General features: G+C 68.9%; 16 protein-coding genes. 5 read left to right on the top strand and 11 right to left on the bottom strand.

Annotated features, from left to right (window positions below):
• Positions 1-63: 63 nt before the first annotated feature.
• Entirely contained in the window at positions 64-660 is a 597-nt protein-coding gene (locus WS46_RS25210) for a DJ-1/PfpI family protein (RefSeq protein WP_059692119.1), read from the top strand.
• Between the two features lie 18 nt (positions 661-678).
• On the opposite strand, the gene WS46_RS25215 is transcribed toward WS46_RS25210, so the two are convergent.
• Positions 679-1131 carry a type II toxin-antitoxin system RatA family toxin gene (locus tag WS46_RS25215; RefSeq protein WP_059692120.1) on the bottom strand — a complete coding sequence of 151 codons (453 nt, stop codon included), beginning with the start codon at positions 1129-1131 and terminating at the stop codon, positions 679-681.
• Positions 1132-1316: 185 nt separating this feature from the next.
• Here WS46_RS25215 and WS46_RS25220 point away from each other — a divergent pair, with 185 nt between their 5' ends.
• Positions 1317-2357 (top strand): bifunctional nicotinamide-nucleotide adenylyltransferase/Nudix hydroxylase, encoded by a 1041-nt coding sequence (locus WS46_RS25220; protein WP_059526842.1) that lies wholly within the window; start codon positions 1317-1319, stop codon positions 2355-2357.
• A gap of 74 nt (positions 2358-2431) precedes the next feature.
• Positions 2432-3865, top strand: a complete 1434-nt coding sequence (locus WS46_RS25225) for a nicotinate phosphoribosyltransferase (RefSeq protein ID WP_059692121.1) — start codon at positions 2432-2434, stop codon at positions 3863-3865.
• 42 nt (positions 3866-3907) lie between these two features.
• Here WS46_RS25225 and WS46_RS25230 read toward each other — a convergent pair whose 3' ends face one another.
• Positions 3908-5365: a PLP-dependent aminotransferase family protein gene (locus WS46_RS25230; RefSeq protein ID WP_059692122.1), complete on the bottom strand. Its 1458-nt coding sequence runs from the start codon at positions 5363-5365 to the stop codon at positions 3908-3910.
• Between the two features lie 126 nt (positions 5366-5491).
• Between WS46_RS25230 and WS46_RS25235 the strand changes: the two genes are divergently transcribed.
• Positions 5492-6379, top strand: a complete 888-nt coding sequence (locus tag WS46_RS25235; RefSeq protein ID WP_059526834.1) for a DMT family transporter — start codon at positions 5492-5494, stop codon at positions 6377-6379.
• A 72-nt stretch (positions 6380-6451) separates the two neighbouring features.
• Here WS46_RS25235 and WS46_RS25240 read toward each other — a convergent pair whose 3' ends face one another.
• The 8 genes from WS46_RS25240 to WS46_RS25275 all read right to left on the bottom strand — a co-directional run bounded on the left by WS46_RS25240 (position 6452) and on the right by WS46_RS25275 (position 12389).
• On the bottom strand, positions 6452-7069 hold the full coding sequence (locus WS46_RS25240) for a hypothetical protein (protein ID WP_059692123.1): 618 nt from the start codon (positions 7067-7069) through the stop codon (positions 6452-6454).
• Between the two features lie 70 nt (positions 7070-7139).
• Entirely contained in the window at positions 7140-7757 is a 618-nt protein-coding gene (locus WS46_RS25245; RefSeq protein WP_059526829.1) for a hypothetical protein, read from the bottom strand.
• A 112-nt stretch (positions 7758-7869) separates the two neighbouring features.
• Positions 7870-8490, bottom strand: a complete 621-nt coding sequence (locus WS46_RS25250; RefSeq protein ID WP_059692124.1) for a hypothetical protein — start codon at positions 8488-8490, stop codon at positions 7870-7872.
• Positions 8487-9029 carry a hypothetical protein gene (locus WS46_RS25255; protein WP_059692125.1) on the bottom strand — a complete coding sequence of 181 codons (543 nt, stop codon included), beginning with the start codon at positions 9027-9029 and terminating at the stop codon, positions 8487-8489. The genes WS46_RS25250 and WS46_RS25255 overlap by 4 nt, the downstream gene beginning before the upstream one ends.
• Positions 9030-9084: 55 nt before the next feature.
• On the bottom strand, positions 9085-10200 hold the full coding sequence (locus WS46_RS25260) for a poly(3-hydroxybutyrate) depolymerase (RefSeq protein WP_059692126.1): 1116 nt from the start codon (positions 10198-10200) through the stop codon (positions 9085-9087).
• Positions 10201-10375: 175 nt separating this feature from the next.
• Positions 10376-10822: a lysozyme gene (locus WS46_RS25265; protein WP_059506658.1), complete on the bottom strand. Its 447-nt coding sequence runs from the start codon at positions 10820-10822 to the stop codon at positions 10376-10378.
• The gene (locus WS46_RS25270; RefSeq protein ID WP_257130053.1) at positions 10806-11681 is read right to left on the bottom strand and encodes a DUF2589 domain-containing protein; all 876 of its coding nucleotides are present in this window, start codon (positions 11679-11681) and stop codon (positions 10806-10808) included. The genes WS46_RS25265 and WS46_RS25270 overlap by 17 nt, the downstream gene beginning before the upstream one ends.
• A gap of 15 nt (positions 11682-11696) precedes the next feature.
• Positions 11697-12389, bottom strand: a complete 693-nt coding sequence (locus tag WS46_RS25275; protein ID WP_059526817.1) for a DUF2589 domain-containing protein — start codon at positions 12387-12389, stop codon at positions 11697-11699.
• Between the two features lie 283 nt (positions 12390-12672).
• On the opposite strand from WS46_RS25275, the gene WS46_RS25280 reads away from it, so the two are divergent.
• Positions 12673-13356 (top strand): response regulator transcription factor, encoded by a 684-nt coding sequence (locus tag WS46_RS25280; RefSeq protein ID WP_059526814.1) that lies wholly within the window; start codon positions 12673-12675, stop codon positions 13354-13356.
• 101 nt (positions 13357-13457) lie between these two features.
• Here WS46_RS25280 and WS46_RS25285 read toward each other — a convergent pair whose 3' ends face one another.
• Positions 13458-14510 (bottom strand): hypothetical protein, encoded by a 1053-nt coding sequence (locus WS46_RS25285; RefSeq protein ID WP_156443183.1) that lies wholly within the window; start codon positions 14508-14510, stop codon positions 13458-13460.

Below are 14510 nucleotides of genomic sequence, written 5' to 3' on the forward strand. Positions count from 1 at the left end.
GCTGCACCGATTTCGCGAACGGCTTATGATCGGGCGGTACTACGTCCCCGCGCAGAGGCCCCCGTGCACATCGCCATCCTGACCTTCGACGGTTTCAACGAACTCGATTCGCTGATCGCGCTCGGCATTCTCAACCGGGTCAAGCAGCCGGGCTGGCGGGTTTCGATCGCAAGCCCGACCGCCCGCGTGCGCTCGATGAACGGCGTGACGATCGACGCGCAAGCGTCGCTGCAGGACGCCCGCGACGCCGACGCCGTGCTGGTGGGCAGTGGCGTGCGGACCCGCGACGTCGTGGCCGATGCCGCGTTGATGGCGCAATTGCAGTTCGACCCCGCGCGGCAGTTGCTCGGCGCGCAGTGCTCGGGCACGCTCGTGCTGGCGAAACTGGGATGGCTCGGCGATGTCCCCGCGTGTACCGACCTGACCACGAAGCCGTGGGTGCAGGAAGCCGGCGTGGCCGTGCTCGACCAGCCGTTCGTGGCCAGCGGGAACGTCGCGACCGCCGGCGGGTGTCTGTCGTCGCAGTATCTGGCCGCGTGGTTCATCGCGCGTCTGGCCGGCGTCGAGGCTGCGCGCAGCGCGATTCACTATGTCGCGCCGGTGGGCGAGAAGGACGATTACGTCTCGCGCGCGATCGCGAACATTTCGCCGTTCCTCTGATGCGCGCGGCGTCGCGCGTCAGTGCGGCAGCGCTTCGGCTTCGGCCCAGCGCTTGAACGAGTCGAGACGCCGGCGCGTGTGCACGAGATAGAACGCGCCGATCAGCGGTTCGAGCAGCCAGCGCAGCCAGGACGGCTGCGCGCGGAACTGGTACGTGAACTTCACTTCGGTCGTGCCCGGCGTGCGCTCCGTGAAATTCCAGCTGCCGCTGAAGCGTTCGAGCACTTTCGGCCCGTCGACCATTTCGATGGCCGCGACCTGCGGCGGACGGTACGAGATGTAGCGCGACACCATCGTCGCGCCGGACTGGCTGCGGCAGAACGCGTCGACGCCGACGTCGGCCGTCATCCCGTCGAGCAGATACGCGTCGGCGAGGAAGCTGTCCCACACGAGCCGCCGCGCGTAGTCCTGCGACCACGTGAAGAGGCGTCTGCGATCGACGCCGACGATCCGGCTGACTGAGATCCTCATGATGGATGGCGGGCGCCACGGCGCGGATTGGGATGAAATCGAGTGTACCGCGCCGGCGCCGCGCGTTTCGTCAGACTTCGTCAAGTCGAGCGCGTGCTCGATTGACCTTCTCCGGGAATTCCCCTACGATCGATTCCATGCCTTCGGGAAAGACCCGAAGCGTTTCAATCTCTTGAGGGAGCCTCATGAGTACGCAACAGAACCGGCGCTTCGACGCGCTCGTTTTCATTGGTCGTTTCCAGCCCCCGCATCGTGGTCACCTGAACGTGCTGAAGTCGGCACTGAGCCGGGCCGAGCGCGTGTGCGTGCTGATCGGGTCGACCGACAAGCCCCGCACCATCAAGGATCCGTTTTCGTTCGACGAGCGCTGCCAGATGCTGGCTTCGCTGCTCGAGCCGTCCGAGCGCGATCGTGTGACGGTCGCACCCGTGCAGGATTCGACGTACAACGACGGCGACTGGGTGCGCTGGGTGCAGGATGCCGTGGCCGCCGCGCTCGGCGACGTCGCGCAGCGCAAGGTCGGGCTGATCGGCCACGAAAAGGACGCCACGTCGTATTACTTGCGGATGTTCCCGCAATGGGAGCTCGTCGACGTCGATGCGACCGAAGACATTTCCGCCACCGAAATCCGCGACCAGTATTTCGCCGAACGAACCAACAGCTTCGTGCAATGGGCCGTGCCGGAACCCGTGTTCGGCTGGCTCGAACATTTCCGCACGCAGCCGCAATTCGCGCAGTTGAAGGCCGAAGCCGAATTCATCGCCGCGTATCGCAAGGCATGGTCGGCCGCACCGTATCCGGTCACGTTCGTGACGGTCGATGCGGTGGTCGTGCACTCCGGCCATATCCTGCTCGTGCGTCGGCGCAGCGAACCGGGGCGCGGCCTGTGGGCGTTGCCGGGCGGCTTCGTGAACCAGGACGAACGGCTCGACGCGGCGTGCATCCGCGAATTGCGCGAGGAAACCGGCCTGAAGCTGCCGGAGCCCGTGCTGCGCGGCTCGATCAAGGATCGCCAGGTGTTCGATCATCCGGCCCGCTCGCTGCGCGGCCGCACGATCACGCACGCGTGCCTGTTCAACTTCCCGACCGGCGAGCTGCCGCGCGTGAAGGGCAGCGACGACGCCGACAAGGCGCGCTGGGTGCCGCTCAACGAATTCGCGCAGATGCGCAACGTGATGTTCGAGGATCACTTCGAGATCGCGTATCACTTCCTGGGGAAGCTGTGACGCGCTGATTCCCCGGATTCCGGTCCGCCGCGACAGACGCGGCGGCACTTCAACGGCCTAGAGGAGCTCTAGCCATGCAAAACGATCCCGGCGGCTTTGCCGCGGTTCTCGCCAATCCGATCCTCAACACGGATTCGTACAAGGTTTCCCACTTCCTGCAATATCCGCCCGACGCGCAGGCGATGTTCTCGTACGTCGAGTCGCGCGGCGGCCGCTACGACCGCACGCTGTTCTTCGGCTTGCAGATGCTGCTGAAGGAATATCTGTGCCGGCCCGTCACGCACGCGATGATCGACGACGCCCGCGATTTCTTCGCGGTGCATGGCGAGCCGTTCAACGAGGACGGCTGGCGCCATATCGTCGAGCACTACGACGGTTATCTGCCCGTGACGATTCGCGCGGTGCCCGAAGGTTCGATCGTGCCGGTGCACAACGTGCTGATGACCGTCGAATGCGACGACCCGAAGGTGTTCTGGCTCGCGTCGTATCTGGAGACGATGCTGCTGCGCGTGTGGTACCCGGTGACGGTCGCGACGCGCAGCTGGCACCTGCGGCAGACGATCCGCCGCTTTCTCGAGAAGACCGACGACGATCTCGCGCAGTTGCCGTTCAAGCTGCACGACTTCGGCGCGCGCGGCGTATCGAGCGCGGAATCGGCCGCGATCGGCGGCGCCGCGCATCTCGTGAGCTTCATGGGTTCGGACACGGTGCTCGGCGTGCTGGCCGCGAACCGCTTCTATCGCGAGCCGATGGCCGCGTATTCGGTGCCGGCGGCCGAGCACAGCACGATCACGTCGTGGGGGCGTGAGCACGAAGCCGATGCGTATCGAAACATGATCGCTCGCTTCGGTCTGCCCGGCGCGATCGTATCGGTCGTGTCGGACTCCTACGATCTGTTCGCCGCGCTCGAGATGTGGGGCGGCGCGCTTCGGCAAGCCGTGATCGATTCGGGCGCGACGCTGGTCGTGCGTCCCGATTCGGGCGACCCCGTGGCGATCGTGCTGCAGACCGTGCGCGCGCTCGACGCATCGTTCGGTTCGTCCTTGAACGGCAAGGGACGGCGCGTGCTGAACCACGTGCGCGTGATCCAGGGCGACGGCGTCGACGAGCTGTCGATCGACGCGATTCTCGCCGCGCTCGACGACGCGGGCTACGCGGCCGGCAACGTCGTGTTCGGGATGGGCGGTGCGCTGCTGCAGCAAGTCAATCGCGATACGCAGCGCTTCGCGATGAAGTGCTCGGCGATCCGGCGCGACGGCGTGTGGCACGACGTGAGCAAGGATCCGGTCACCGATCCGGGCAAGCGCTCGAAGAGGGGGCGCCTTACGTTGCTGCGCAATCGGCGCACGGGAGAATACCGGACGGTGACGCTGCCGGTCGCGTGGGACGATCGCGCGCTCGAAGGCGAGTGGGACGATGCGCTCGAAACGGTGTTCGATACGGGGAGAATGCTGGTCGATACGACGTTCGCGGAGGTGCGGGCGAGGGCGCACGCGGCGGAAGTGTGACGGTGGCGGCGGGGCGTTCGTGCGTCCCGCCGCCTTCGATGGTCATCGGTCGCCGGCCAGTGTGCGATCGCTGCGTTCCGCCGCACGCGTCGCGTCCATCGCCCGCGCCAGCGCATCGAACACCGCCGGCCCCTTGCAGCGCGACACGTTGAAGCGCATGAACGACGTCGCGCCGTGCGACGCGCTGAACACGTTGCCGGGCGCGAGCACCACATCGTGGTCGAGTGCATGACGCGCCACGCGCGCGGCATCGAGCCCGTCGGGCAGTTCCGCCCAGACGAACAGGCCGCCGCGCGGTTCGGTCCAGATCCCGAGCCCGGCGCGCGCGAGCCGCCGGATCGTTTCGCCCATCGCATCGGCCAGCTGCGCACGCAGGCCGTCGAGATGGCGCCGGTAGGTGCCGTCGACCAGCAGCCGGTGCACGACGTTCGCGCCGATCTGCGCGTTGCCGAACGACGTCGCGAGCTTCAGGTCGACGAGCGCGTCGATCCATTCGGGGCGCGCGGCGACATAGCCGCAGCGGATCGCGGCCGACAGCGTCTTCGAGAAGCTGCCGATCGACACGACGCGCGACAGCCCGTCGAATGCCGCAAGGCGCGGCGCGGGCGTTCTCTCGAAATCCGCGAAGATGTCGTCCTCGACGATCAGCAGGCCGTGCTCGGCCGCCAGCGTCAGCAGCCGGTGCGCGACCGGCGGCGCGAGCGTCGCGCCGGTCGGGTTGTGCAGCGCCGCGTTGGTGATGTACAGACGCGGCCGATGCTCGGCAAGCACCTGCTCGAAGCGTGCGAGATCGGGGCCGTTGGGCGTGAACGGCACGCTGACGATCCGCGCGCGATGCGCGCGCAGCAGCGCCTGGAAGTTGAAGTAGCACGGATCGTCGAGCACGACGGTGTCGCCCGGCTCCAGCAGCAGCCGGCACACGAGATCGAGCGCGTGCGTGCCGCCGTCGGTCAGCATGATCTGCGTGGGCTCCGCATGGACGCCGTGCTGCGCGAGCCGCCACGCCAGCTGCTGGCGCAACGCGGGCAGCCCGAGCGGCGTCGCGTAGTCGGTCAGCGCGTCGGGTTCGTCGCGCGACGCCGCGCGCAGCGCCCGTCGCAGGCTCTCGTCCGGCAGCCACGACGATGGCAGCCAGCCGCAGCCCGGCTTCACCGAGTTCGGCGCCGCCTCGAGCGCCTGGCGCGACAGCCACAGCGGATCGAGTTCGCGATCGAGGCGCGGGCCGAGTTCGGCGAGCGCGAGCGGCGGCGCGTGGCCCGACACGTAGAAGCCGGAGCCGCGCCGCGCGACGAGCACGCCTTCGCTCGCGAGCCGCTCGTACGCGTCGACGACGGTCGACTTCGACACGTGCAGGGCGTCGGCCATCATCCGGATCGACGGCACGCGCGCGCCGGGCATCAGCGCGCGGCTCGCGATCCTTGCACGCAGCGTGTTCATCACGGTTTCCACGCGCGTGCGCGACGGCGCGGGCGGAGCAGGGGCTTGCACGGAACGGCTCATGGCGAGGGGGAACTGTACGGCCGGTTGTCCAGTACAGTTTGTCCGGATTGTATTGGGCTGTAGCTTACGCGCTTTTCACGGGCGGCGGATCATCGGTCATCCACCTTGTTCCGATCAGGATTTCCCGTGCAAAAGACGACCGACGGATGGCTCAGCGGCCTGCTGGGCGTGATCATCTTCAGTGGCTCGCTGCCCGCGACGCGCGTCGCGGTGCAGGGGCTCGACCCGCTGTTCCTCACGTTCGCGCGCGCGACGATCGCCGGCGTGCTCGGCCTGATCCTGCTCGCCGCGCTGAGGCAGAAGCGGCCGACGCGTGCCGAGACCGCGTCGCTCGTCGTCGTCGCGCTCGGGGTCGTGGTCGGTTTTCCGTTGCTGACGGCGCTGGCGCTCAAGCACGTGACGTCCGCGCATGCGATCGTGTTCGTCGGACTGCTGCCGCTCGCGACCGCGCTGTTCGGCGTCTGGCGGGGCGGCGAACGGCCGCGGCTGCCGTTCTGGATCTTCTCGCTGGTCGGCAGCGGTGCGGTGGCCGCGTTCGCGCTGCGCAACGGCGGAAGCGCGTCGGTGGTGGGCGATGCGCTGATGCTGGCCGCGATCGTCGCGTGCGGGCTCGGCTATGCGGAGGGTGCGCGCCTGTCGCGTCAGCTCGGTGGCTGGCAGGTGATCTCGTGGGCGCTCGTGCTGTCGCTGCCGGTGATGCTGCCGCTCGCGTGGTTCACGTGGCCCGCGACGTTCGACGGCGTCGACGCCGCCGCGCTGTGGGGGCTCGCGTACGTATCGCTGTTCAGCATGCTGATCGGCTTCGTGTTCTGGTATCGCGGCCTCGCGCTCGGCGGGATCGCGGGCGTCGGCCAGCTTCAGTTGCTGCAGCCGTTCTTCGGTTTCCTGCTCGCGGCCGGGCTGCTGCACGAGACGGTGCCGCCGTCGATGCTCGCGGTGACGGTCGTGGTCGTCGGCTGCGTCGCGGGTGCGAAGTACTTCTCGAAGATGGCGCCCGTGCGGCGCGCGAGCTGATTCATGCACCGCGGTCGCGCGACGACGTGACGGGTGCGGCCCGTTCGCCGTCGCGCACGCGTGGCTTGCGGCTTATCCCATCACGACGTTCGCGAGCCGGAACTGATACGCGGTCGCGGTGGTGCCGCCGCCGCCGCCCGTCATCACGATGTCGGCGCTCTTGATCCCCAGCAGCGACAGTTCGGTGTTGATGTCGGACAGCACGGCCGAGTTCATCACCGCGCCCTGTTCGATCTGCGATGCCGTGCCGATCCACAGCGTCGGCTTGAACTCGAACACCGCTTTCTGCCCCGGCACGATGCCCGTCTTGTGCGCGAGCAGCCGGTTGTCCTTGAAGACCGACGCGGTGATCGCCCCCTGGCTCAGGTCGTTGCGCAGCTGGATCTCGCGCGACGTCGGCGCGGGGCCGGCCAGCGCCAGCACGTTGCCCGACGTCGCGCGCGACACGGTGAAAACCTGTCCGTTGTCCGCGCGCTTCTGCGGCATGTAGTTGCCGTCGGCATCGCTCGCGGAGACGGTCGTCAGCATCGGGAACACGAACGGATGGTTGTCGCCGCGCCCGCAGTTGGTGATCACCTTCCACGCGATCGCGAGCTCGTCGAAGTCCGTCGACACGTTCTTCTGGAAGATCACGATCTGGCTGTTGTTGACGTCGTTCGACAGGTTGACGAAGTTGAGATTGATGTCCATGAGTCACCTTGATTCGATTTGGAGAACTGATTGAAGGGGCGCCGGCCGTGCGTCGCCGGCGCACGGACCGTTACGCCATCACCACGTTTTCCAGCCGGAACGTGAACGGCATCGAGCGCGGGCCGGGGCCGCCGCCGGTCATCACGATGTCGGCGCTCGCGATGCCGAGCAGCGACAGTTCCGTGTTGATGTCGGAGATCACCGCGGAATTCATCAGCGCGCCCTGTTCGATCTGCGACGCGACGCCGATCCAGATCGTCGGCTTGAACTGGAACACGGCCTTCTGGCCCGGCGCGACGGACGTCTTGCGCGCGAGCGCGCTGCCGTCCTTGTAGATCGTCGCGTTGATCGCGCCGGCCGGCAGGTCGTTGCGCACCTGCACCTCGGAGCTCGCGCCCGGGTCGCCGCCGAGCTGCAGCACGTCGCCCGAGCTGGAGCGCACGACCTGGAACACCTGGCCGTTCGCTGCGACCTGCTGCGGCATGTAGTTGCCCCAGCTGTCGCTCGCGCTCACGCTCATCGTCATCGGGAACTTGAACGGATGGTTGTCGCCCTGGCCGCAATTGCGGATCACCTTCCACGCGATCGCGAGTTCGTCGAAGTCGGTCGCCACGTTCTTCTGGAAGATCACGACGCTCGAATTGTTCGCGTCGTTCGAGCGGTTGATCAGGTTCAGTTGGATATCCACGTCGTTGCTCCTTGAGTTTGAAAAAAACGGCAGTCGGTCTGCCGCACACCTTTCCCGCCGGCCCGGCCGCGAAGCCGTGCCGTCAAGCCGGTTCAAGCCATGTCAGGCGGCGCTACGCGCGCACGATGTGTTCGAGCGAGAACGCAAACGGCTGCGCGTCGGTGCCGGTGCCGCCGCCCGTCATCACGATGTCGGCCGCGGCGACGCCCGCCAGCGGCAGAAGCGTATTCGCGCTCGACATCACCGCCGCGTGCAGCGCGCGGCTTTCCTGTATCTGCGACGCCACGCCGATCCACAGCGTCGGCGTGAAGCGGAACACGGCCTTCTGCCCGGGCGCGACCGCTTCCTTCACCGCGATCAGCCGGCCGGCGCTGAACGCGTTGACGTTCACGGCGCCGCGCGGCAACCGGTTGACGACCTCGATGTCGCCGCCCGGCGCGTCGGCCGGGTCGGACACGAGCCGGCCGCGTCCGGTCGGCTGCGCGTCGACCACGAAGCGCACGCCGGCGGGCGCCGCGACGCGCGGCGAGAAGTTGCCGTGCTCGTCGCCGAGCGCGACGTCGATGTCGGTCGAGTAGTCGAACGGATGGAAGCAGTCGCGCCCGCAATAGCGGATCACCTTCCACGCGATCGCAAATGCGTCGAGATCGGGGATCACGTCGCGCTGGAACAGCACGACTTCGCTGTTGCCGCAGTCGTTCGAGCGGTTGACGAAGCGGAGCTTGATGTTCATGACGTTTGCTCCTGATCGGACGTGCCGCGATCGTCGCGCAGCGTGCGGTCGGCCCACTGCGCAAGCGCGGGCGCGACGCCGTTCGCGAGCGACGCGACGTGCAGCGCATGGGCGCGCGCCTGGGCCTGCAGGTCGCCCGCGAAGCGGCCGAGCGCCATCGCGGCATCGGCGGGGCCGCGCGTGCGGGCGAGATCGTCGAGGTATTGCGCGGCCGCGTCGGCCATCGCGCCCGCATGCTGCAGGTGGCTCTGCGTGAAACGCGTCGCGAGATCGGCGTTCAGCGCCGCCAGCTCCTTGACCGCGGCGGCCGAGCTGCCGGGCGCGAACCGTTCGAGCTGGCCGCGCCACGACGCGTCGATCGCGGCCTGGCAGGCGTCGGAGTAACGGTGGCCGGCGAGCAGCGCGGTGTGCGCGAACGCGCGCCACGCGGGGCCGCCGGACGTGCCGCCGGCGCCGGTCGTCTGCGCGGCGACCTTGCCGAACAGCTGGAGCGCGTCGGCGTGCGCGCGTTCCCATTGGGCGATGAACGTGGAGAACATGGCGATTCCTCGTGATGAAGGGGCGGTGACGGCGTGACGACGGCCGGTACGCGGATTACTGACGCGCGGCGCCGAGGCGCTGCACCATCCGCATCACGGCGGCCATCTGCGGCGCGTCGCGGCGGTAGAAGCCGGGGTTGAGCGGATCGGTGCTCGTATAGCCCCAGAAATCCCAGCAGCCGAGCGGATTGACGGCCGATTTCTCGACCTGCGGATAGAGCACGATCAGCCGGTTCGTGTCGGCGATCTCGTTGTAGCCGACGCCGCGAATCATCTTCTCGCCGACGGCCGCGACGTTCTGCACGCAGCCGTGGAACACCACGTGCACCGCGCAGGCCGTGCGCTCGCAGTCGGCCGGCACGTATGCATAACCCGTGTCGCCGAGCGACGCGCCGCGCCGCGGATCGAACGCGCGCTGATCGAACTTCAGCAGCTTGCCGCCTGCCTGGGCGGCCGGCGGATTGAGCGGCTTGTCGGGGGTGCCGTAGATCCAGCGCACGATGTCGTGTGCCTGCTCGAAGCCGCAGTTGTCGATATACGGGCTCGCGTTCGCACTGCATGCGTTGTCTTCGGGGCGGTTCGTGATGAACGCATGGCCGGCGTCCGGCGATTCGCGGTACTGAAGGTTCGCGGCCGGGACCTGCGCGAGCGTGTAGAAGCGCGCTGTCTGGTCGACGACGCGCGTCGACACCACCGTATCCTTCGCGCCGCTGAACACGTAGATGCGCTGAGCGCGCAGCGCGGCCGGATCGTCGATCTCGCCGCGCTGCGCGAACATGCGCGCGGCGCGCCAGGCATCGGCCGCGGATGGCGCGGGACCGATCGGCTGCATGCACAGCGTGGTCGCGGCCACCGCCGGCGGGATCAGCGCGTTCACGCCCGCGCAGTAGAACGGGCCGCCCGCGACGATGCCCGCGCCGATCAGCCGGCTCGAGAACGCGACGTCGAACTGCGCGGCCATGAAGCCGCCGGACGACAGTCCCGACACCGACGTGCGCGAGAGGTCGGCGCCGTATGCGGGCAGCGGATCGGCGGGGGCGGCGACGGCGTGCGGCGCGACCGTCGCCACGGCGGCGACGGCGACGCATGCGGCGCCGAGCACGCGGCGCAGCATGCGCGAAACGGTGAAATGCGGCGACGTCGTGTGGCCGGGCGAGCGAGTGATCTTCATGCGGGGCTCCTGTCGTGACGAGTAACGAACGTGAATGACGAATGACGAACGGCTGGAACGGATGCGGCGAGATTTCAGCGACGGTTTCAGCTTACGGGCAGCCGACGACACGCGAAATGGCGCGAACGACATGCGCGGCGACCCGTGACGTTCGGCCGGTGCGATGTCCTGTCGCTCACGACAGAAACAGCGCGCGCTCGGCCTGGCGGCGCTTCGTGAGCCCCGCGAGCGGCTTGCCGCCGGCCTTGTTCCAGACGAGGAACTGGTCGGCCGCACGCGCGCTGGCGCCGGCGTTCAGATAGCGCAGCAGCGTGGACGAGCGCAGCCGTCCCGCGCCGAGATTGAAGACGAACGACATCAGCGCATCGAACTGCTGCTGCGTGACCGGCACGCGCAGCAGCTTGCGCAGGTTCAGCTCGGCGCCGCGCAGGTCGCGCCGCAACAGCGCCTCGGCTTCGGCCGGCGTGAGCGGTCGCGTGAAGCGCTCGTTCGGCAGGATCAGGTGCCCGTAGCCGATCGTCGGCTTGCCGACCGCGTCGAGATAGCGCGCGAGCCGCAGCCCCTCGAACTGCTTGATCAGCGCGATGCCTTGCTCACCGGTGTGTTCAGGCTGGTTCGCCATCGTCGTTCTCCTTGCTGCCCGGCCGTGCGCGCGGCACCAGGCGATGCGTGTATTCGTCGATCACGCGCATGATCGCTTCGGGCGGCGGCAGCGCCGCGAACTGCATTTCGATGTCGATGTGCTCGGTGTCGCGCTGCCGCGCGTTGCCCTGTGCGTCCTTCTTCCCGGAGGGCGGCGCGAACGTCACGTAGAAACGGCTGCGCTGGTCGTCGCCGCCCGCGACGCCGCCGGCCGGCAACGCCTCGGTGAAGTCGCCGCGCACGGTCAGGTGCACGACCATCCGGTCGAGCGCGAGCCCGCGCGGCGTGGCGAGCGCGACGAGCGGCACCGGCATCGTGTGCTCCGCGTCGAGCGCGACCGTGACCTCGCGTGGCGCGAGCAGGCCGTCGTCGCGCAGGTCGAAGAACTGGTCGAGCACGGCCGTGTACTGGTGCGCGAGCAGTTGGTTCGCGGCGGCCGCCGCGTGCTGCATCCCGCGCGCGATTTCGTCGAGCGCGATGCCGCGTGGCGGCGGGCGCTCGTCGTCGGCAGGCGTGCCGGGCGGCGCCGGTGGGGCCGGCGGAGCGGGAGGCACGCCGCCGGCGGACGCGCCGGGCACGGCGCCCGGTGCGTCGTGCGTGCCCGGCGCGGCCCCGGCCGGCGCACCGGAGACGTCGGGCGGCACGTGGCGCGCTGGATCGGCGGTTACCGCCGCCGGCGCGGCGGTGCCCGCGACCGTCCCGGCAGTGCCGGCCGCCGCATCGGCCGGCGGCGGGACCGGCCCGTCCGGTTCCGCTCGGGCGGTGCGGCCGCCCGGACGCGTATCTCCGTCGTCCTGCCCGCCGCCCGCGCGGCGAGACCGTCTGAAGAGCCTGAACATGGCCGGTCCGCGCGCTTACGCGTGCGCCGGCTGCTGGGCATCCGCACCGGCGCCGGCAGGCGCGGCCGCGCTACCGCCCGCGCCCGACGCATCGCCGACCAGCTTGCCGTCGGTCGGCGTCGCCGGCAGCGGCTTCACGGCCTTCGCGTTGCCTTCCGTGACGACCGGCTTGGTCGCGGCTTCGGTCAGGAAGTCGATCACGCGCATCAGCGCTTCGGGCGGCGACTGGCGCTTCACCTGCGTATGGATCGAATATTTCGCGCGCGTGTCGGTGCTGCGCGTCTGCTCCGCCTTGTGCGACACGCGCCCGGACACGCTGACGCTGATCGGCCCCCAGCCGAACTTCGCCTGGAATTCGCCGCCGGCCTCGGTCGACGACGACGACTTCTCCGATTGCGTGATCTCCATCTCGAAGTCGATCGTGCCTTCCTCGATCGCGATGATCGGGTGGACGATCGCCGCGAGCAGCGGGATGCGCATCGTCTTCTGCACGACGCCCTTCGACACGCCGCTTTCGTCCACCAGCGTCTCGTCGTAGTCGAACTGGACGGCCACGGCCTTGCCGCCCTGGATGCAGACCTGCATCAGGAAATCCGCGTAGCTCTTCGCGGCCTGCGTCTGCGCGCTGATCATCGCCTTTAACGGGCCGGCGATCATTTGGTCCATGGGTAAAGCGTTAATCACTGAGCCGATGAAATTCGCGTCCATGAATAAACTCCTCTTCGTGTTGAAGACAACGGAAATTCGTTGTCTTTATTCACGTTAGGAAATTGAAGACGTTTACCAAATATGACGTCCGTCACGTCCGGCGGCCCTGGCCGGCCCGCGGCGGGCATCGGTATGCGCGGCGGGTTGGGGCGTGGATGAATTAGGCCATTCGTCACGGAGCGACGGGCCTAGTGCGCGGCGGGTAAAACAGCGGTAAAAAAAACGCCGGGTAGGGAAGCAAAAAAACCTAAACCGAGCATCCCGATTTCGAGGAAACCGCGCAATGAACGTTCTGATGATCGATAGCCCGCCGTTATTCGTCGCGGGCGTGGCGGACGTACTGTGTAAACGCGATGTCGACTGGCATGTGTGGTCGGCCCGCCGTCCCGAGGACGTCTTGCGCTTGCGCGACGCGTTGCTGCCCGGGACGGTCGAGGCGATCACGATCGAATGCGGCGAGCAGGCCGCGCGGCCGAGCTGGCCGAGCGTGCTGAACGAGACGTTCGCCGGCGCGCCGTGGCTGTGCGTGGTGGCCGTCGTGTGCCGCCGCACGATTGCCGATGCGCTGCTGGCGGGGGCGGCCGGCATCATCGACCGGCACGCGAGCGCCGACGAGTTCGCGGACGCGCTCGGCCGGGTCGCGGCCGGCGCGATCTACGTGCCGCCGAACGACGGCGGCGCGACGCAGGCGCGCCCGGGCGGCGCGCCGGCCGGGGACGATCGCGCATTCGAGCGTCTGACGCCGCGCCAGCGCGAGGTGCTGCGGCTGCTGGCCGAAGGCAAGTCGAACAAGCAGATCTGCCGTGTACTGAATGTCGCGGAGGGCACGATCAAGAACCATCTGTATGCGCTGTTCCGCCAGATCGGCGTGAGCAACCGGACCGAGGCCGCATTGTGGCTCGCGCGCCACGTGCCATCCGAGCCGGCGGCATTCGCGTTCGCGCCCGTTTGCAGTTCGCCGGGGTGATGCGTGCGACGGACGCATCGGCCGGGCCGGCGTGCGAGCGCGCGGCGGGCGAAGGCCGGCTGCGCGCGGCGCCGCGAACGGCGCGCCAGCGCCGCGTCGCGCTACTGCCGGGGCGCGTCGGGCGGAAGCGGATCGTCCGCGGCCGACGGCGCGGGGTGGGCCGCGAGCATCGCGCGCGTGAATTCGGCGAGGCGCGCGCGCACGACCTCGGCGGACGCCGCGCCGTCGAGCGATTGCTGCAGATCGAGCAGGTTGGCCGCCAGTTCGCCCTGCCACTGCGCGCGTTCGCTGGCGGCGCGCGCGCGATTCGCGGCGAGCGCCGCGCCGACGTCGGTCGAACGGTCGCCCTGCACCAGCGTCTCGAGCGTTTCGACGAGCCTTTGCAGCACGCGATGCACGGCCGTCGCCGAGAAGCCGCCAAGCATCGCGAGCGCCGGCCGTCCGAAGTTGTGCATGCTGCCCTGTGCGAACAACTGCGCCGGCAGCATCTGGACGATGATCAGGCCGGCGATCACGCCGAGAATCAGCCGCGCGCCGTACGATGCGTCATATTTCGGATCGTAGGTCGACGCGGCGACGTAGTGGTGTGCCTGGAACAGCGTGGCGAACGATGCGCCGAGCCCCGCGCAGCACAGCAGGAACGTCGTGTTCCACAGCAGCTGCATGCCGTTGGATTGCAGGAAGCCACGCTCGATGTTCTCGCCCGACACGTGCGGCGACAGGCTCGTCAGCACGACCGCGAGCAGGAAGCCGAGCGCGGAGCCGGTCAGCAGCCGGATCAGCGGCACCGGGCCCAGCCACGCGAACGGATGCGCCTGGCGCCGGTGCATGTCGAGCAACGTGACGGCCTGCGGCGTCGCGGGCGCGACGAGCGTCGCGAGCTTGCGGTGGATCGCCGTGAGCGCCTGCTGCTGCGCGGGCGTCAGCGGCGTGGCGGGCGATGCGCCGGCCGACGGGGCGGCCGAGCCGGCGGCCGCGATCAGCGCCGCCAGCCGCGCGACGAGTTCGGGCTCGATCGGCAGCCCGTGATGGAGCGCATAGCGCGCCATCGCCTCGCATTCGTCGCACAGCTGCGCGGCAAGATCGTCCGGTGCGCGTGTCGGCTCCGGCATCGCCGGCCGCGCGCGCCAGCGTCCGAAGCGCGGGGCGCCCAT

Source organism: Burkholderia sp. RF4-BP95, from assembly GCF_001521985.1.
GTDB lineage: Bacteria > Pseudomonadota > Gammaproteobacteria > Burkholderiales > Burkholderiaceae > Burkholderia > Burkholderia diffusa.